This is a genomic window from Streptomyces sp. AA4, from assembly GCF_000158875.1.
Lineage (GTDB): Bacteria > Actinomycetota > Actinomycetes > Mycobacteriales > Pseudonocardiaceae > Amycolatopsis.
This window is the reverse complement of sequence record NZ_GG657746.1, coordinates 413,500-429,114: the sequence shown is the minus strand read 5'-3', so window position 1 is coordinate 429,114 and position 15,615 is coordinate 413,500. Positions and strand designations below refer to the sequence as shown.

At 70.5% G+C, this 15,615-nt stretch carries 12 protein-coding genes; 4 read left to right on the top strand and 8 right to left on the bottom strand.

The window, feature by feature from the left end; genetic code table 11:
* Positions 1–104 precede the first annotated feature (104 nt).
* From glmM to rplM, 3 genes are all read right to left on the bottom strand, one after another.
* Positions 105–1,442, bottom strand: coding sequence for a phosphoglucosamine mutase (gene glmM, locus SSMG_RS02150; protein ID WP_009072363.1), 1,338 nt, complete (start codon positions 1,440–1,442; stop codon positions 105–107).
* A gap of 204 nt (positions 1,443–1,646) precedes the next feature.
* Positions 1,647–2,150: a 30S ribosomal protein S9 gene (gene rpsI / locus SSMG_RS02145; protein ID WP_086024859.1), complete on the bottom strand. Its 504-nt coding sequence runs from the start codon at positions 2,148–2,150 to the stop codon at positions 1,647–1,649.
* Positions 2,147–2,599 (bottom strand): 50S ribosomal protein L13, encoded by a 453-nt coding sequence (gene rplM, locus SSMG_RS02140; protein WP_009072361.1) that lies wholly within the window; start codon positions 2,597–2,599, stop codon positions 2,147–2,149. Before rplM ends, rpsI begins: the two co-directional genes overlap by 4 nt.
* A 252-nt stretch (positions 2,600–2,851) precedes the next feature.
* Between rplM and SSMG_RS02135 the strand changes: the two genes are divergently transcribed.
* Together SSMG_RS02135 and SSMG_RS02130 are read left to right on the top strand one after the other, a co-directional pair.
* Positions 2,852–3,757: a hypothetical protein gene (locus SSMG_RS02135; protein ID WP_199785755.1), complete on the top strand. Its 906-nt coding sequence runs from the start codon at positions 2,852–2,854 to the stop codon at positions 3,755–3,757.
* Positions 3,758–3,809: 52 nt separating this feature from the next.
* Positions 3,810–4,487 (top strand): DUF4333 domain-containing protein, encoded by a 678-nt coding sequence (locus tag SSMG_RS02130; protein ID WP_009072359.1) that lies wholly within the window; start codon positions 3,810–3,812, stop codon positions 4,485–4,487.
* A 278-nt stretch (positions 4,488–4,765) separates the two neighbouring features.
* On the opposite strand, the gene SSMG_RS02125 is transcribed toward SSMG_RS02130, so the two are convergent.
* The 5 genes from SSMG_RS02125 to SSMG_RS02105 form a co-directional block, all read right to left on the bottom strand.
* A complete protein-coding gene (locus SSMG_RS02125; RefSeq protein ID WP_009072358.1) occupies positions 4,766–5,056 on the bottom strand; it encodes a WXG100 family type VII secretion target in 291 nt (96 codons plus the stop codon).
* Between the two features lie 61 nt (positions 5,057–5,117).
* Positions 5,118–5,441, bottom strand: coding sequence for a WXG100 family type VII secretion target (locus SSMG_RS02120; RefSeq protein ID WP_009072357.1), 324 nt, complete (start codon positions 5,439–5,441; stop codon positions 5,118–5,120).
* Between the two features lie 241 nt (positions 5,442–5,682).
* Positions 5,683–6,042: a hypothetical protein gene (locus tag SSMG_RS02115; RefSeq protein WP_009072356.1), complete on the bottom strand. Its 360-nt coding sequence runs from the start codon at positions 6,040–6,042 to the stop codon at positions 5,683–5,685.
* Positions 6,043–6,052: 10 nt separating this feature from the next.
* Positions 6,053–8,056 carry a type VII secretion-associated protein gene (locus SSMG_RS02110; protein WP_009072355.1) on the bottom strand — a complete coding sequence of 668 codons (2,004 nt, stop codon included), beginning with the start codon at positions 8,054–8,056 and terminating at the stop codon, positions 6,053–6,055.
* A 40-nt stretch (positions 8,057–8,096) separates the two neighbouring features.
* Positions 8,097–12,110 (bottom strand): type VII secretion protein EccC, encoded by a 4,014-nt coding sequence (locus SSMG_RS02105; RefSeq protein WP_009072354.1) that lies wholly within the window; start codon positions 12,108–12,110, stop codon positions 8,097–8,099.
* 363 nt (positions 12,111–12,473) lie between these two features.
* On the opposite strand from SSMG_RS02105, the gene eccD reads away from it, so the two are divergent.
* Together eccD and SSMG_RS02095 are read left to right on the top strand one after the other, a co-directional pair.
* Entirely contained in the window at positions 12,474–13,838 is a 1,365-nt protein-coding gene (gene eccD, locus SSMG_RS02100) for a type VII secretion integral membrane protein EccD (protein ID WP_199785754.1), read from the top strand.
* Positions 13,839–13,846: 8 nt separating this feature from the next.
* Complete coding sequence (locus tag SSMG_RS02095) at positions 13,847–15,502, top strand: S8 family serine peptidase (RefSeq protein ID WP_050788381.1); 1,656 nt, start codon at positions 13,847–13,849, stop codon at positions 15,500–15,502.
* Positions 15,503–15,615: the final 113 nt, after the last annotated feature.

Here is a 15,615-nt window from a genome sequence, read left to right as displayed (position 1 = left end):
TGCTTCCGGACCTTGGACGCACGGAAGCCGTCGGCGGTGCCGGACACTCGTCTACGGAATGTACCCGGAGAGTGACGAGGGGCGCAGCGATTCGGGCAGTTCGGTCAGGAGACCGCGGACACGACCCCGGCCAGCCGGTCCGCCGCTGCCTGGGCCGTGGCGTGGGCCGGGGCTTCCACCATGACCCGCACCAACTGTTCGGTCCCGGACGGGCGCAGCAGGACCCGGCCTTCCTCGCCGAGTTCGGCTTCTACCTCGCCGACCGCGTCGCGGACCTCGGCGGAGCCGGCTACTGCTGCCTTGTCCGCGACCGGGACGTTGACCAGCACCTGCGGCAGCCGGTTCATCACCGAGGCCAGCTCGGCCAGCGGTTTGCCCGTGGCGGCCATCCGGGCCATCAGGCGCAGTGCGGTCAGGAGGCCGTCGCCGGTGGTGGCGTGGGCGGGGAGGACTACGTGGCCGGACTGTTCGCCGCCGAGGGCCAGGCCGGAGGCGCGCAGTTCCTCGAGCACGTAGCGGTCACCCACCGCAGTCGTGACGACCGTGATGCCGTGTGCCTTCATCGCCAGGTGCAGGCCGAGGTTGCTCATCACGGTCGCGACGAGCGTGTCCTTCACCAGCGCGCCTTCTTCGGCGAGCGCCAGCGCCAGGACGGCCATGATCTGGTCGCCGTCCACCAGCTCGCCGGCGGCGTCGACGGCCACGCAGCGGTCGGCGTCTCCGTCGTGGCCGATGCCGAGGTCGGCACCGTGTTCGACGACCGCGGCGCGCAGCAGGTCGGGGTGGTTCGAGCCACAGTTGTCGTTGATGTTGATGCCGTCCGGCTCCGCGTGCAGGGCCACGACCTCGGCGCCGGCCCGGCGGTACGCCTCCGGGGCGGCCGCGGACGACGCGCCGTTCGCGCAGTCCACCACGACCTTCAGGCCGGTCAGCGGGTGCGGCGTCGCGGCGACCAGGTGCTCGATGTACTTGTCGAGCGCGTCCGGGACGTCGGTGACGCGGCCGACGCCGTCGCCGGTCGGGCGGGTGATCCCGGTCGCGTCGAGGCCGGATTCGATCTCGTCCTCGATGCTGTCCGGCAGTTTGTGCCCGCCGGCGGCGAAGAGCTTGATGCCGTTGTCCGGCATGGGGTTGTGCGAGGCGGAGATCATCACGCCGAGGTCCGCGTCGAGCGCACCCACGAGGTACGCGACGGCGGGCGTCGGCAGCACGCCGAGCCGCAGGACGTCCGCACCGGCCGACGCGAGGCCCGCCACCACGGCGGCCTCCAGCATCTCGCCGCTCGCCCGCGGGTCGCGGCCGACCACGGCCACCGGACGGTGCGAACGGTCGTGGGCCGCCAGCACCCGGGCGGCGCTCGCCGCGACCGACAGGGCCAGCTCCGGGGACAGGTCGGCGTTGGCCAGACCGCGTACCCCGTCGGTGCCGAACAGTCGAGCCATCTCGACCTCCTTGTCTTGATTCACCGGCCTCGGGGCGTGCCGGGCCTCGACAAACCTAGCGCCGGACCCGGCAGGGGTACTCCCCTGCCCTACCCCAAGACAGTCGTGCCAGTGGCGGAAAACGCATCAACCAGCCCCGAAAACGCCGGAAGCGCCCATCCGATGGACGGATGGGCGCTTCCAGGGTTGCGCCAGGGCTGAAAATCAGCGCTTGGAGTACTGCGGGGCCTTGCGGGCCTTCTTGAGGCCGTACTTCTTCCGCTCCGTGGCGCGCGCGTCACGGGTCAGGAAGCCGGCCTTCTTCAGGGCCGGACGGTCGTCGGCGTCGACCTCGACCAGCGCACGGGCGATGGCGAGACGCAGCGCGCCCGCCTGGCCCGAGATCCCGCCGCCCTTGAGGTTGGCGAAGATGTCGAAGGAGTCCGGCTTCTCGACGGTCACGAGCGGCTCGCGGATGAGCTGCTGGTGGACCTTGTTCGGGAAGTACTGCTCGAGCGACTTGCCGTTGAGCTTGAACTCACCGGTACCCGGCACGACGCGGACGCGGACCACGGCCTCCTTGCGGCGGCCGACCGTCTGCGCGTTGCCACCGGCGGCACGCGACGGGCGCGGGGCGGCGGCGGACTCGCTGGTCGCCACGGCCTCGGCGGGGGTCTCGGTCGAAGCGACGACCTCGGTCTCGGTGCTGGTCAACTGTTCCTCACTCACTGCGCGACCTGCGCGATCTTGGTGATCTCGCGCGCCTGCGGCTGCTGCGCGGCGTGCGGGTGCTGCGGGCCGGCGTACACCTTCAGCTTCTTGGCCATGGCGCGGCCGAGCTTGTTCTTCGGCAGCATGCCCTTGACCACCTTCTCCACGAGGTGCTCGGGCTTGGTGTCGAGCAGCTCGCCGAAGGAGCGCTTCCGCAGACCGCCGGGATAACCGCTGTGCCGGTACGCGAACTTCTGCTCGCGCTTGTTACCGGTGAGAGCGACCTTCTCGGCGTTGACGATGATGACGAAGTCACCGGTGTCCACGTGCGGGGCGTAGGTCGGCTTGTGCTTGCCGCGCAGCAGCGTGGCGACCTCGGTCGCGAGCCGTCCGAGCACGACATCCTCGGCGTCGATCACGTGCCAGGCACGAGTGACGTCGCCGGGCTTGGGGCTGTACGTGGGCAAGGGTCTACCTCGTCGTCATTGCGTGTGGGTAATGTGCGGGCCGAGCGCTGACGCGCCGCAACGCACAACGACATATGAAGATACCCCTGTGGTCCCGTTGCTTTGCAGCGGGGGGTGCGAAGGCGCCTCGTCGGCCGGTCGCAGCTTACCCGACCTGCTCCCGGAACCACCACGCCGCCGCGCGGGTCGTACCAGGATGAGACGATTCGGGCGCGCAGCCGCGCCAGCACGACGAGCACCTGGGGACAGCAGTTGAAGACACGAGCGAGGACGATCCGGGCCGCACGGACGGCGGGAGCCGTCGCCGCCGTGCTGGCGCTCGCGACCGCGTGCGGGCAGGCCCGCGCCGGCACCGCGCTGCCCGACGGCGACCAGGCCGCCGCGTACGTCGGCGCGAAGTTCGAGAAGGCCATGTCGAAGCTGGGCGACACGATCACCGAGCCGCGCGATGTGACCAACTCCGCGGACCGGTACTTCAAGTTCGACGACAGGTACCTGCACAACATCGTCACCTCCGCGCGCACCGGCAGCCCGGAGAGCCGCATCGTGCACAACCGGTCGCAGAAGAACCCCAACGAGTTCCTCGACACGTTCACCCCGGCCGACGGCGCCGTCGAGTACCTCTACTTGGGCCCGGCCTACAAATCGCTCGCGCCGACGCCGTGGGTGTCGATGCCCAAGCCGGAGAACGGGCTCGTCCAGCCGTGTGTGTGGGGCGGGGTGCACATCGCGTGCAAGATGGGCGCCGCGGTCGACAGCGCGTACAAGGCGGACAAGAAAGCGCTGCGCGGTGCGAAGAGCTCCGCGGACGGCACCGAGCAGCTGAGCGTGAACGTGCCGTTCGCGATCTTCCTCGACCAGCGCGTCGAACTGCTGCCGGACAAGGTCGTCAACCAGGTCGGGCCGGAACTGCGCAAGGCCGTCGTGCCGAGCACGATCACGCTCAAGCCGGACGGTTCGCTCGCCGCGTTCACCATGGCGGCCAAGTTCGAGGGCGACGGGCACAAGGTCGAACTGCGCTACGAGTTCAAGTTCACCGGGCAGGCCACCGTCTCGGACCTGCCGACGGTGCCGGACGCCTCGCAGGTCACCGTCCTCGCGGACGACGCGGCCAAACAGGACTTCTACCGCAGGCTCGCCGACCTGCAGGGGCGTTGATGCGCGCCCTTCCGCCGGCCCCCGCGCCGATCGACCCCCGAGGTGAGCACCGATGACCCAGCCTCCCGACCAGCAGCCGCAGTGGTGGCAGCCGGGGAACCAGCCACAGCAGCAGCCGGGTTATCCGTCCGAAGTGGACAACTCCGGTTGGCAGGGCGGCCAGTGGACGCCGCAACCTCCGGCGCAGCAACAGTTTCCGCAGGGGCAGTACCCGCAGCAGGGTTATCCGGCCCAGCCCTACGGCCAGCCGCCGAGCCAGCCGACGCCCGCGCCGTACGGCGGACCCGGTCAGCCGCAGAGCCAGCCGACCCCGGTCCCGCCGGGACAGCAGTCCTCCGGAAGTCCTTACGGCGGCGGGTTCCAGCCGTCCGAGTACGGCGGACTCGGCGCGTTTTCCTCCGCGAAGCCGGGGAAACCGCGGTCGAAGAAACCGTTCCTGATCGCCGGGGCGGTCGTGGTGGTGCTGGCCGCCGCGGGCGGGATCTCGTGGGCGGCCGGGGTGTTCAGCGGGGACACCCTCGACCAGAAGTCGTTGCAAGAGGGCGTTTCCCGGGTGCTGAACGAGAACTACGGCGAGCCGGACGTGAAGAACGTCGTGTGCCCGTCCGGGCAGCCGATCGAGAACGGCACCACGTTCGACTGCACGGTGCAGGTCGGCGGGCAGCCGAAGAAGGTGACCGTGCGGGTGCTGAACGACAAGCCGGAATATTCCGTCGGCGCTCCGCACTGACGAGGTCTTAAGCCGTGGGCCCGGACCGGGCACCGCGGAAAGAAGTCGCTGCGGGAGGGCATTTCCCAGGGTGCGCAACGAGCCGCCCGCAGCGCGCCAGAATATTCCGGCAACGCCTCGCGCCGAGCGCCGAAACCCGTTCCTCCGACGAGAAGCGGGTGGGGGAAATGGCTTCCCTGCGGGAGAATCCGCCGACCCGGGCGGCCTCGAAGTACGCACACGAAAACGGCGGGCCCGCACCCGAAGGTGCCTGGCCCGCCGTGGTTTCGGAGCTTGGCTCAGAACAGGTTCTGCACCGAGCGGTCCGTCGCCTGGTAGCCGTCCGCGATCTGCGGCAGCACGGCGGCGATCTGCGCCAGCAGCTGAGTGAACTCCTCGAACTTCTGGTTCCACTCGTTCTGGGCCTGGTGGTACTGGTCCTTCGCTTCACCGGTCCAGCTGTTGGTCAGCGGGCTGAGGTCACTCTGCAGGTTGTCGAAGAGGGTCTTCAGCTCGCCGCCGGTGGCGGTGCAGTCCTCCGCGGCGCGGTGGATGGTACCCGGGTCAACAACAATGCGGCCGTCAGGCATGTCGAACTCCTGTCAGAAGAAAGAATGAGGAAAAGGCGAATCTGAACGGAAAAGAACTGGATCAGCCGAGAACGCCGAAGCCCTTGTTGAGCGAGTTGATGTGCTCGTGCTGAGCCGCCTCGCTCTTGGCGTAGGTGGAACCCGCTTCCTGGAGCAGCTCGCCGATACGGTGCAGCGCGTCGTTCAGGCCGCGACCGCAGTCGTCGAAGCGGCGCATGACGTTGTCGAAGGCGCGCTGCGCGTCGCCTTCCCAGCCCGCGCGGGTCGCTTCGATGTTGGAGCGCAGGTCGCTCAGGTTCTTGTTCATCCGGCTGGTCGCGTCGACGACGCGCCCCTCCGCCGCGGTGAATTCCTTCGGATCCCCAGTGAAACCGCCAGCAGCCATGGGAGCTACCCCCTTCGTCAGTGGTTGTGCGCGCCGGCTGGTGTTTCCGGCACTGCACCTACGACGAAGACATTGCCAGTTCGGTTCACACTTGTCGCGACTTCTTCGCAAGTAGTTGCTTGCGTGAACGCGGGCCAAGGGAACCGCCCGGCAACGGCCCGGTGAACGGCTTCCCGGTGTCCCCGAAAAAACCTTGTCCACCAGCGTGGTTAGCACACGCACAGCCGGTTCCCGGAACGTTTCAGGAGTCCCGGCTCATGATTCGCGACTGCGAAAAGTCCTCGTCCTCTTCACTCGTCCGGGGCTGTTCGGGCGAAATATCGGGACGAACGGGAACCGGCTCGGGCACGGCGGGCTCGGCGGGCATCGGCAATCCGCGGGCGGCGCGGAACCGGCGGGCGGCCCCGCGCAACGCGGACGGCGCGGGTTCCGCGGCTCCGGAAAGCCGCCGCCTGCCGAACTCCTTCAGCAATTCCCGGTTTTCGCTGCGATGCCGTTCGCTGCGCGCGAGCGCGGTGCCCGCGACGCGGCGCGAGAAGGTGACGGCGTCCTGTCCCGCTCGGGTGAATGCCGCCGGCGCGGATTCCGGTTCGGACGGCACAGGCGCTCCTTCAGCTGGTGATCTTCAGCGTGCGCACCACTTGCTCGCACGCGGCGTCGACGCGCTGCTGCACCGCGGGAGATTGGTACTGGCAGCCGACGTGCACCCGGATCCGCCCTTGCACGAGCACATACCAGCGGACGGTAATCCGTTCCGGTTTGCTCTCGACATAGCCGATCACGTTGCGGCCACCGTAAGTCAGATCGGGGCGGAACGCAGTGTAGTTCGCGTTTCCGCTGACCCCGGACCGCAAAGCGTCGACGAGTTTCTGCCGGTCCGCCGTCGCGTCGTAGTCCATCACGAACTCCTGCGCGAGCACGAGATCGTTGCCGTTGGCCGCGTCCTGCGGGTGCAGGATGACCTGCCGGTCCGCGACCTCGTCGGTGGTCTGGATCCAGTCGCTCGGCGCGACGAGGCTGAAGTCGTATTGCGAGAACGAACGGCCCTGATCCGAGGTGTTCCCGCGGCTGACGAAGTAGACGACTCCGGCCGCGACCAGCGCCACGACCGCGACCGCCGCGGTGATCAACCACAGCCGACGGCGTTTCTTCGCCCCGCCACCGGAGTCTTCCGCACCGGGAACGGCGAACGCCCCGTTCCCGGAACCGTTCTGCCCCAACGCGTTCTTGCCCGGACCAGTCCGCAATGGACTCGCGCCGACGGGCGCTACCGCTCCGAACGGCGCGCTTTGCGGTCCCCTGGCCGCCTCCGCGGCGGAGAACCCGCGCGGCGGCAACGGCTGTGCCGGAGGGGTGCGCGGCACCGGCGCCGGACCTCGCCGGACCGGCGCGTCCCCGCGGACGATCTCGGTGCGGTGCTCGGCAGGCCCCGGAATCGACGACCCGGGCAGCACGCCGGTGCGGTCCGGTTCCAGCAGCACCGCACGCAGCGCGCCGCGCGCCACGACGGTCTCCGGCTGGTCGAGGCTCGTCGGCACCACGCCGGTGCGCTCGTGCACCAGCCGGGAGATCATCGGGATCCGGCTCGAACCGCCGACGAGGAAGATCGCCGCGAGCTGCTTCGGGCGCAGGCCGGAGTCGGCGATCGCGGCGCTGGTCAGCTCGACCACCCGGCCGAGCTGAGGCCCGATCAACCGCTCCAGGTCCGCCCGCGTCACGTGCGCGTCCGCGAACGGCGGCGGCAACGGGACATCGGTGTAGGTGTGCCGCGACAGCGTTTCCTTCGCGCCGCGGACGTCCTGGCGCAGCACCCGGCGCCGCCGTCGCTCAGCCAGCTCGCGGCCCTCGACCAGTTGCCGCCACGCCTGCGGATCCGTGCCGGACACCAAAGAACCGACGTGCTCCAGCAACGCCTGGTCGATGTCGGCCCCGCCGAAACTCGGGTCGCCGCGCGTGGCCAGCACCTGGAACCCGCCCCGCTGCGGCGGCGCGCCCGGCACTCGCGCCGCGCGGGCGGCCTCCGGCGACCGCTGGACGACGCTGACGTCGACCGTGCCGCCGCCGAGGTCGAGCACCGCCAGCGCGTCGCCGGGACGGCCGGAGAACTCGACCGTCCGCCCGCCCGGCGAGGCCTCCGGGGCGAACGTGGCCGCGTGGTACACCGCCGCGGCCACCGGTTCCGGCACCAGCGCCACCTCGCGCGCCAGCCGGCCCGCGGCCTGGCGCAGCAGCCGGGTGCGGATCGCGCCCCAGTCCGCCGGGTGCGTGAGCACCAGCAGGTCCACCTCGACGTCGCCCGCGACGCGCCGCGCCTCCGCGACCGCCCGGTCCAGCACCGCGTGCACGACGTCGATGACCCGCAGCACCGAATCGCCGAGCAGCAGATCGCCCTCGTCGATCCGCCGCTTCGGATTCGGCTCGTACCGCGACGGGTCGACGGCCGCCTGCCGCTCGGCCTCCTGGCCGACGAACAGGGTGCCGTCGGACGCCGCGTACACCGCCGAGGACATCAGCGGCTGCCCGTCGATCACCACGACCTGCGGTTCGCGGCCGTTGACCGACACGACGACGCAGGTGCTCGAGGTCCCGAAGTCGACCGCGACCCGCACCGTCACCGGGCACCCCTTCCGTCAGCCGCGACGGCTCCCCGGTCGGTCAGTCGGGCTGGATCCACGACACCTGCACGAGCTGCTTCCCGTTCTTGCGGCTCAGCATGTTGCCCCGGCCCGGCGGCATGGCGCTCGGCCGGATGTTGCCGATCAGCACGCCCTCGTCGCGCGAACCGTTCATCACCATGCCGGTGGCCGCCAGCTCCTTGAGCTTGCCGATGATCGGGTCGTACGCCGCCCGCGACGCGCCACCGGTGCGCCGGACCACGATCAGGTGCAGGCCGACGTCCTTCGCCTGGGCGAGGAACTCCGACAGCGGCTTGAGCGGGTTGGTGGACTGCGTTGCCACCAGGTCGTAGTCGTCGACCAGGATGAACAGCTCCGGACCGGTCCACCAGGACCGCGTCTTCAGCTGCTCCTGGGTGACGTCCGGACCCGGCAGCCGCCGCGTCATCGACCCGTGCACGTCCTGGACCATGCTGTCCAGCTGCGCGGACGACACGGCGTAGCCGAGCAGCGAATCGCCCTCGAGGAACCCGAGCATCGTGCGCCGGTAGTCGACCAGCAGGACCACGGCCTCCTGCGGCGTGTAGCGCTCGGTGATGCCGCGCGCGATCTGCCGCAGCAGGTTCGTCTTGCCGGACTCGCCGTCGGCGAACGCGAAGAAGTGCGGATCCGCGTCGAAGTCCAGGTAGATCGGCTGCAGGTCCTCCTCGTTGACGCCGATCGGGATGAGCTTCGTGTCCCGCTTCTGGTCGAGCTTCAGGACCTCTTCGTAGGTGATCATCTCCGGCAGCAGGCGCACCTGCGGAGCCACCCGGCCGCGCCACGCCCCGCGAATCTTCGCGACCGCGTCCGCGACGCCCGCCGCGACCGTCTCCGGATCGCTCGACCCGTCGATCCGCGGCAGGCCGGTGAGCAGGTGCAGCTTGTCGCGGGTGAGCCCGCGGCCCGGGCGCCCGGCCGGGACGTTGACCGCGATCCGGCGGTCCATTTCGGACTCCGTGGGGTCACCGAGGCGCAGCTCGAACCGCGTGCCGAGCATGTCCTTGATCGCCGGGCGGAGGTCCGCCCACCGGTTGGCCGAGATGATCACGTGCACGCCGTAGGCGAGACCCTGGGTGGCCAGCCGCGTGATCGACGTCTCCAGCTCCTCGAAGTCGTCGCGCAGGGCCCGCCAGTTGTCCACGATCAGGAACGCGTCGCCGAACGGGTCCTGCTCCGCCGTGATCTCGCCGCGGCGCTTCCGGTTGCGGAACTCCGTCATCGAGTCGACGCCCAGCGCCCCGAACCGGCCTTCGCGCTCGGTCAGCAGCGTGGTCAGCTCCGCCACGATGCGCCGCGCCTTGTCCGGCTCGCGCCGGGCCACCGCGACCCCGCCGACGTGCGGAAGGTCCGCGAGGCCGGCGAGCGTGCCGCCGCCGAGGTCGAGGCAGTAGAACTGCGCTTCCTCGGGGGTGTGGGTGAGCGCCATCGACATGATCAGCGTCCGGAGCATGGTCGACTTGCCCGACTGCGGGCCGCCCGCGATGACGCCGTGGCCCTGCGCACCGGAGAAGTCCGCCCACAGCAGGTCGCGCCGCTGCTCGTACGGCCGGTCGACGATGCCCATCGGCACCTGCAGCCTGCCGTTGCCGAAGAACCCGACCGGGGAGAGCCCCCGGTCGTCGGTGGGGTTGAGGTTCGGCAGCATCGTGTCGAGCGAGTTCGGCTCGTTCAGCGGCGGCAGCCACACCTCGTGCGCCGGCGGGCCCTGCCCGACCAGGCGGCTGACGATCACGTCCAGCTCGCTGGGCTCGACCGCCTCTTCGGACTCCTGCTGTTTCGGAGCCTCTTCCTCGACGACCGGCTCCGGCTCGGGTTCCTTCGGCAGTTCGACGAAGTCCGGCACGAACAGCTGCGGCCGCTTGTCCGCGCGCACCACCGTGGCGGCGGGCCCGGCCGCCTTGATGCCGGCCGGCCGGTACGGCCCCGACACGTAGGAAGCCTTGAACCGCACCAGGGTCGAGGTGTCGTACTTGAGGTAACCGCCACCGGGGACCGACGGCAGTTCGAACGCGTCCGGCACGCCGATCGCCGCGCGGGATTCCGCCGCGGAGAACGTCTTCAGGCCGATCCGGTAGGACAGGTGCGAGTCGAGACCGCGCAGCTTGCCCTCTTCCAGCCGCTGCGACGCGAGCAGCATGTGCATCTGCAGCGACCGGCCCAGCCGCCCGATGGCGACGAACAGGTCGATGAAGTCCGGCTTCGCCGCGAGAAGTTCGGAGAACTCGTCGCAGACGATGAACAGCGCGGGCAGCGGGTCGAGGTCGGCTCCGTTCTCGCGGGCCTTCTCGTATTCCCAGACGTTCTTGAAGTTGCCGCCGTTCTTCAGCGCTTCCTGGCGGCGGTTCATCTCGCCGGCCAGCGCGTCCTTCATGCGGTCGACCAGCGTGACCTCGTCCGCGAGGTTGGTGATGACCGCGGACACGTGCGGGGCCTTGTCCAGGCCCAGGAACGTCGCGCCGCCCTTGAAGTCGACGAGGACGAAGTTCAGCGTGCTCGACGAATGCGTGGCCAGCATGCCCAGCACCAGCGTGCGGAGGAACTCCGACTTGCCGGAACCGGTCGCGCCGATGCACAGCCCGTGCGGGCCCATGCCCTCGGCCGCGGCCTCCTTGATGTCCAGCTCCACCGGCTGGCCGTACTCGCCGACGCCGAACGGGACGCGGTAGCGGTCGCGGATCGGCCGGGGCCGCCACGCCTGCTGCACGTCAAATGTCATCGGGTCGCCCGGGATGCCGAGCAGTTCCAGCAGCGACGGGTTGGACAGCAGCGGCTCTTCCTCGCTGACGTCCGTTCCGCCGCCCCCGCCGACGCGGTACGGCGCGATGAGCCGGGCCAGCGCCTCGACCTCGACCACGCTGAGCGAGTCCGGGCGGCCGAACCATTCGACCCCGCCCGCGCTGCGCGCGCCGAGCCGCTCCTCCTCGACCACGAGCCGCAGGCCGCGCCGGGCGGCCAGGTTGCCGATCGAATCGGAAAGGTCGACCAGGGTGACGCCGACCAGGCCCTCCTCGAGGATGATCTGCTCCTCGCGGGTGACCTCGGCGTCGTCGATGACGATCACGACGTGCGGCTGGTCCGGCGCGGGCGTCGCGTTGCGGGAGAACCGCTGGCGGTCGCGCAGTTCCTCGTCCAGCCAGTCTTCGATCTGCTTGAGCGAACCCGCCATCATGCGCAGCTGGCCGATGCCGTCGGACAGCGTGGGGTGCTGGGCGTGCGGGAGCCACTTCGCCCATTCCCACTCCTGCTTCGCCCGGCCCGCGGTGGCGACCGCGATCATGACGTCGTCCGGGCTGTGGAAGGTGACCAGCTGGGCGAGCATCGCGCGGGTCAGCGCGCGGGTGCGGTGCCGCTCGCCCTGCATGCTGACCGCCGCGAACCCGCGGAGGGTGATCTGGGTGGGCAGGTCCGGCACGATCGAGTGCGCGCGCACGAACCGGCGCAGCGCGAGGGTGGCGATCGGTTCCAATTCGTCCACCGGGCCGGTCTGGGGCGGGACCAGCCGGGTGGCGAGGCGGTGCGAGCTGCGGCCGACGCGCAGGTGCAGGAAGTCCTGGTCGTTCTGCCTGCGCTCCCACATCCGGCGGCTCGCCGCGAGCGACCACAGCGACTGCGGGTCCGGGTGCACCCATTCGAGCGCGGCGCGCTGGTCGACCATCGCCTCGCGGGCGCGGTCGCGCATCTGGCCGAGGTACCGCAGGTAGTCCTTGCGGTCCTCGTCCATCTCGGCCTTCTTCTGGCCGCCGCCCTTTCCGCCGCCTCCGGCGAGCATGCCGACGGTGCCCATCAGCATCATGCCGCTCATCATGATCGTGGTCGGGTTTTTGCCGCCCGCCGTGAACATGAAGACCATCATCCCGAGCGACGCGAAGATCATCACGCCCGGAATAGCCTTGGCGACGATGTTTCCCGGGATCGTGCGGGGCACCTCGGGCGGCGGCTCGAGATGCACCTCGCCGCCCGGCGGGCGCGGCGCGGCCAGCCGCGGCGACTTCTTGAACTGCAGCGTGCTCATCTCGAAGGACCCCTCTATTCCTGCTCGACGCCTGCACCCGGGTGCGCGGGACAACCTATCGAACGTCGTCCCGGAAATCCGGCCAACTCCAGGATCGGCACCTCGCACCCCTCCCCCAGGCCCCGGCGGGGCCCGTCCTCCCAGTGCGCCCGAGTGTAAGGACCGCCACCGACAGTTATCGGACCAGGCGGACGAACCCGCTGGTCGATCTGGCCCAGCCCGGCCGGTACGGGTACTTTCGCCGATGATTTGCGGAGACGCGCTGAAACCTGTCCCCAGGTTCGGTATAAGTTCCCCGGGAGCTGACTCTTCAGAGCGGGGGATCTAGTGGCAACGGGCACGACGGTATTCAGCAGGGTCACGGTGGTCGCACCGACGACGCGCATCGACGTCGCGCTTCCGGCCGACGTGGCGGTGGCCGACCTGCTGCCCATGCTTCTGGAGATGGCCAAGGAGGTCACTCCGGACGGCGGGGCCCGGCACGGCGGGTGGGCGCTGGCCAAGCTCGGCGACGCCCCGCTCGACCCGAGCCGGACGCTCGCGTCCCTCGGCGTGGTCGACGGCGAACTGCTGCAGCTGCGCAAGCGCAACGAGAACCCGCCGCCGCCGATGTACGACGACGTCGTCGACGCCATCGCGGAGGCCGACCCGGACACCTTCCGCCCGTGGACCAAGGAAACCGCGCGCCGGTTCGGCCACGCCGCCGGCGGGCTCGCCCTCTTCTTCTCCGCGCTGGCCCTGTTCTTCAGCGGCTCCCTCTACGGCGGTTCCGCGCTCGGCCCGGCGATCGCCGGCGGCCTCGGCGCGATCGCCTGCGTCGCGGTCGGCGCCACGCTCGCCAAGGCCTACCAGGCCGAGGCCACCGGCGTGCTGATCGCTTCCGCGGGCGGCCTGCCGCTGGCGTTCGTGAGCGGCTTCTACATCGTGCCCGGGCTGTCGGTACGGGCGAACCTGCTGCTCGGCGCGGTGCTGGTGCTGATCGTCTCGGCGGTCTGCATCCTCGTGGTCAGCGCGGGCATCCGCGTGTTCATCGCGACCGCCACCGCGGGCGTGTTCGGCGCGCTCGCCTTCCTCGTCGCGACGCTGGTGACCAGCGCCGACACCGCGTCGGTCGCGGCGGGCACGGTCGCCGTCGCGCTGGGCTGCATCTCCTTCCTGCCGCGCGCCACCATCTGGCTCGCCAAGCTTCCGCTGCCGTACGTGCCGAGCACCGCCGAGGAACTGAAGGAAGACTCCGGCTTCCCGGACTACCAGGCGATCGAGCAGCGCACCGCGGTCGCGCACGACTACATGACCGGCCTGATGATCGGCTGCGGCGCCACCACGGCCGTCGCGGCGATCCTCGCGGCCACCGCCCCGAACGTCTTCGGCATCATCCTCGGCGTCATCGCCACGCTGGTCCTCCTGCTGCGCGCCCGCGCCTACGCCAACGGCGCGCAGGCGATCGCGCTGCTCACCACCGGCATGGTCGCCGCGGCGGGCATCCTGCTCGGCTGGCTGTTCTTCTCCGCCACCGCCGAGCAGCGGCTGCTGTACGTCTTCGGCGCGCTGATCCTGATCGCCGCGGCCGCCCTCGTGGTCGGCGTGGTCTTCCCGGACCAGCGCTTCTCGCCGCCGCTGCGGCGCACCGTGGAAATCATCGAGGCGATCTGCATCGCCGTGGTGCTTCCGCTCGCCCTCGGCGTGATGGACCTCTACTCGACGCTGCGCCACCTCAACCTCAAGTGAGCGCCGCGATGGGCTCCCGACGTTCCTTCCCGCGCCGGCTCGGCCTTCCGGGCCGGGCCGGGGTGGCGCTCTTCGCGGCCGGGCTCGGGCTGGCGTCCCCGTTCGCCGCCGCTCCGGCGGCGGCGCAGACGTCAAGCGCGCCCGCGGGCACCTGGGCCACTCCGCCGCCGCTGGGCCCGGGCGACGCGCCGCCCGCCGACAGCGGCCGCCCGGACACCACGTACAAGAAGAAAAACGAGTGCGTGCAACGCAGTCTCGGGCAGAACGTCGAGATCAACTTCCGCCCATGGGGCCAGGAATACCTGCAGCTGGAGAAGGCGCAGGAGATCGTCCGCGCGGCGACCGGATCGGTCGGCGGCAAGCAGCGGGTCGCCGTGATCGACACCGGCGTCACGCCGCATCCGTGGTTCCAGGGCCGGGTGGAAAGCGGCGGGGACTACGTCGCCAACCCGGACAACGGCGCGGACCCGGGCCTGCAGGACTGCGACGGCCACGGCACCGAGGTCGCCGGGATCATCGCGGGCAACCCGCAGGACCCGAAGGTCGGCTTCATCGGCGTGGCCCCGGACGCGCACATCGTGTCCTACCGGCAGCTGAGCGAGAACTACGCCAAGGACGACAACCCGCAGCCGCCCGCGGCTCCCCCGTCGAGCGGGACCGGCCAGCCGCCCTCGGGCGGCAACAGCCAGCAACCCCCGGCGGGTAGCGGCAACAGCCAGCTGCCCCCGTCCTCGGGCGGCGGCACCGGCAGCGGCAGCGGCACGGCGCCCCAGCAGGACAACAAGGGCGACAACCGGCAGCTGCAGAAGGAAGGCACCGCGGGCACGCTGAACACGCTCGCGCAGATCATCCGCGGCATCGCCGACAGCCAGAAGGCCGGCGTGATCAACATGTCGGTCGACCACTGCCGCGCGGGCACCGCGCCCGGCGACATCCAGGAGGGCGAGCGCAAGGTCCAGGCCGCGGTGCACTACGCGGTCGAGAAGAACATCGTGGTCGTCGCGGCCGCGGGCAACGTCTCGGAGAACTGCCCGCAGAACGACCAGGCCGACCCGAACAAGCCGAAGTCGATCGTCACTCCGCCGTGGTTCTCCGACGACGTGCTGTCCGTCGCCGCCATCCAGGAGGACGGCGGCGTCGCGCCGTTCAGCGTGCACGGCCCGTGGGTCGGCGTCGCCGCGCCGGGCACCAAAATCGTGTCTCTCGACCCGGCGGAGCACTCGACCGGACTCGCGAACCTGACCATCGCGAACGGCAACCCGTCGCCGATCCAGGGCACCAGCTTCGCCGCGCCGTACGTGGCGGGCGTCGCCGCGCTGGTCCGCTCGATGTTCCCGAACATGGACGCACGCGACGTGGTCAAGCGGCTCAAGGCGACCGCGCAGCATCCGGCCGCTCCGGGCGGGCGCGACAACTTCGTCGGCTACGGCGTGATCGACCCGGTGGCCGCGCTCACCGCGAACCTGCCCGGCGACACCGGCAACCTCTCGCTGCCGAAGCCGGTGGTGCAGGAGGCCAAGCTGCCGCCCGCCGACGGCATCAGCTCGACCCCGATGATCGTCGCGCTCGCCGGCACCGGCGGCGGCGTGGCGGCGCTGCTGATCACGCTGTTCGTGGTGCACACGATCCGGCGGAACCGGTCCGGAACGGCACCTCCGCGATAGCTTCGCGCCACCACAACGGGCCGTTCCCCGAGGGGAGCGGCCCGTTGTGTTCCAGCGCAACGGAGGAATCCGGTTCCGGGCAAGGAAAAGGCCGCGCGCCGCGGATATCGCGA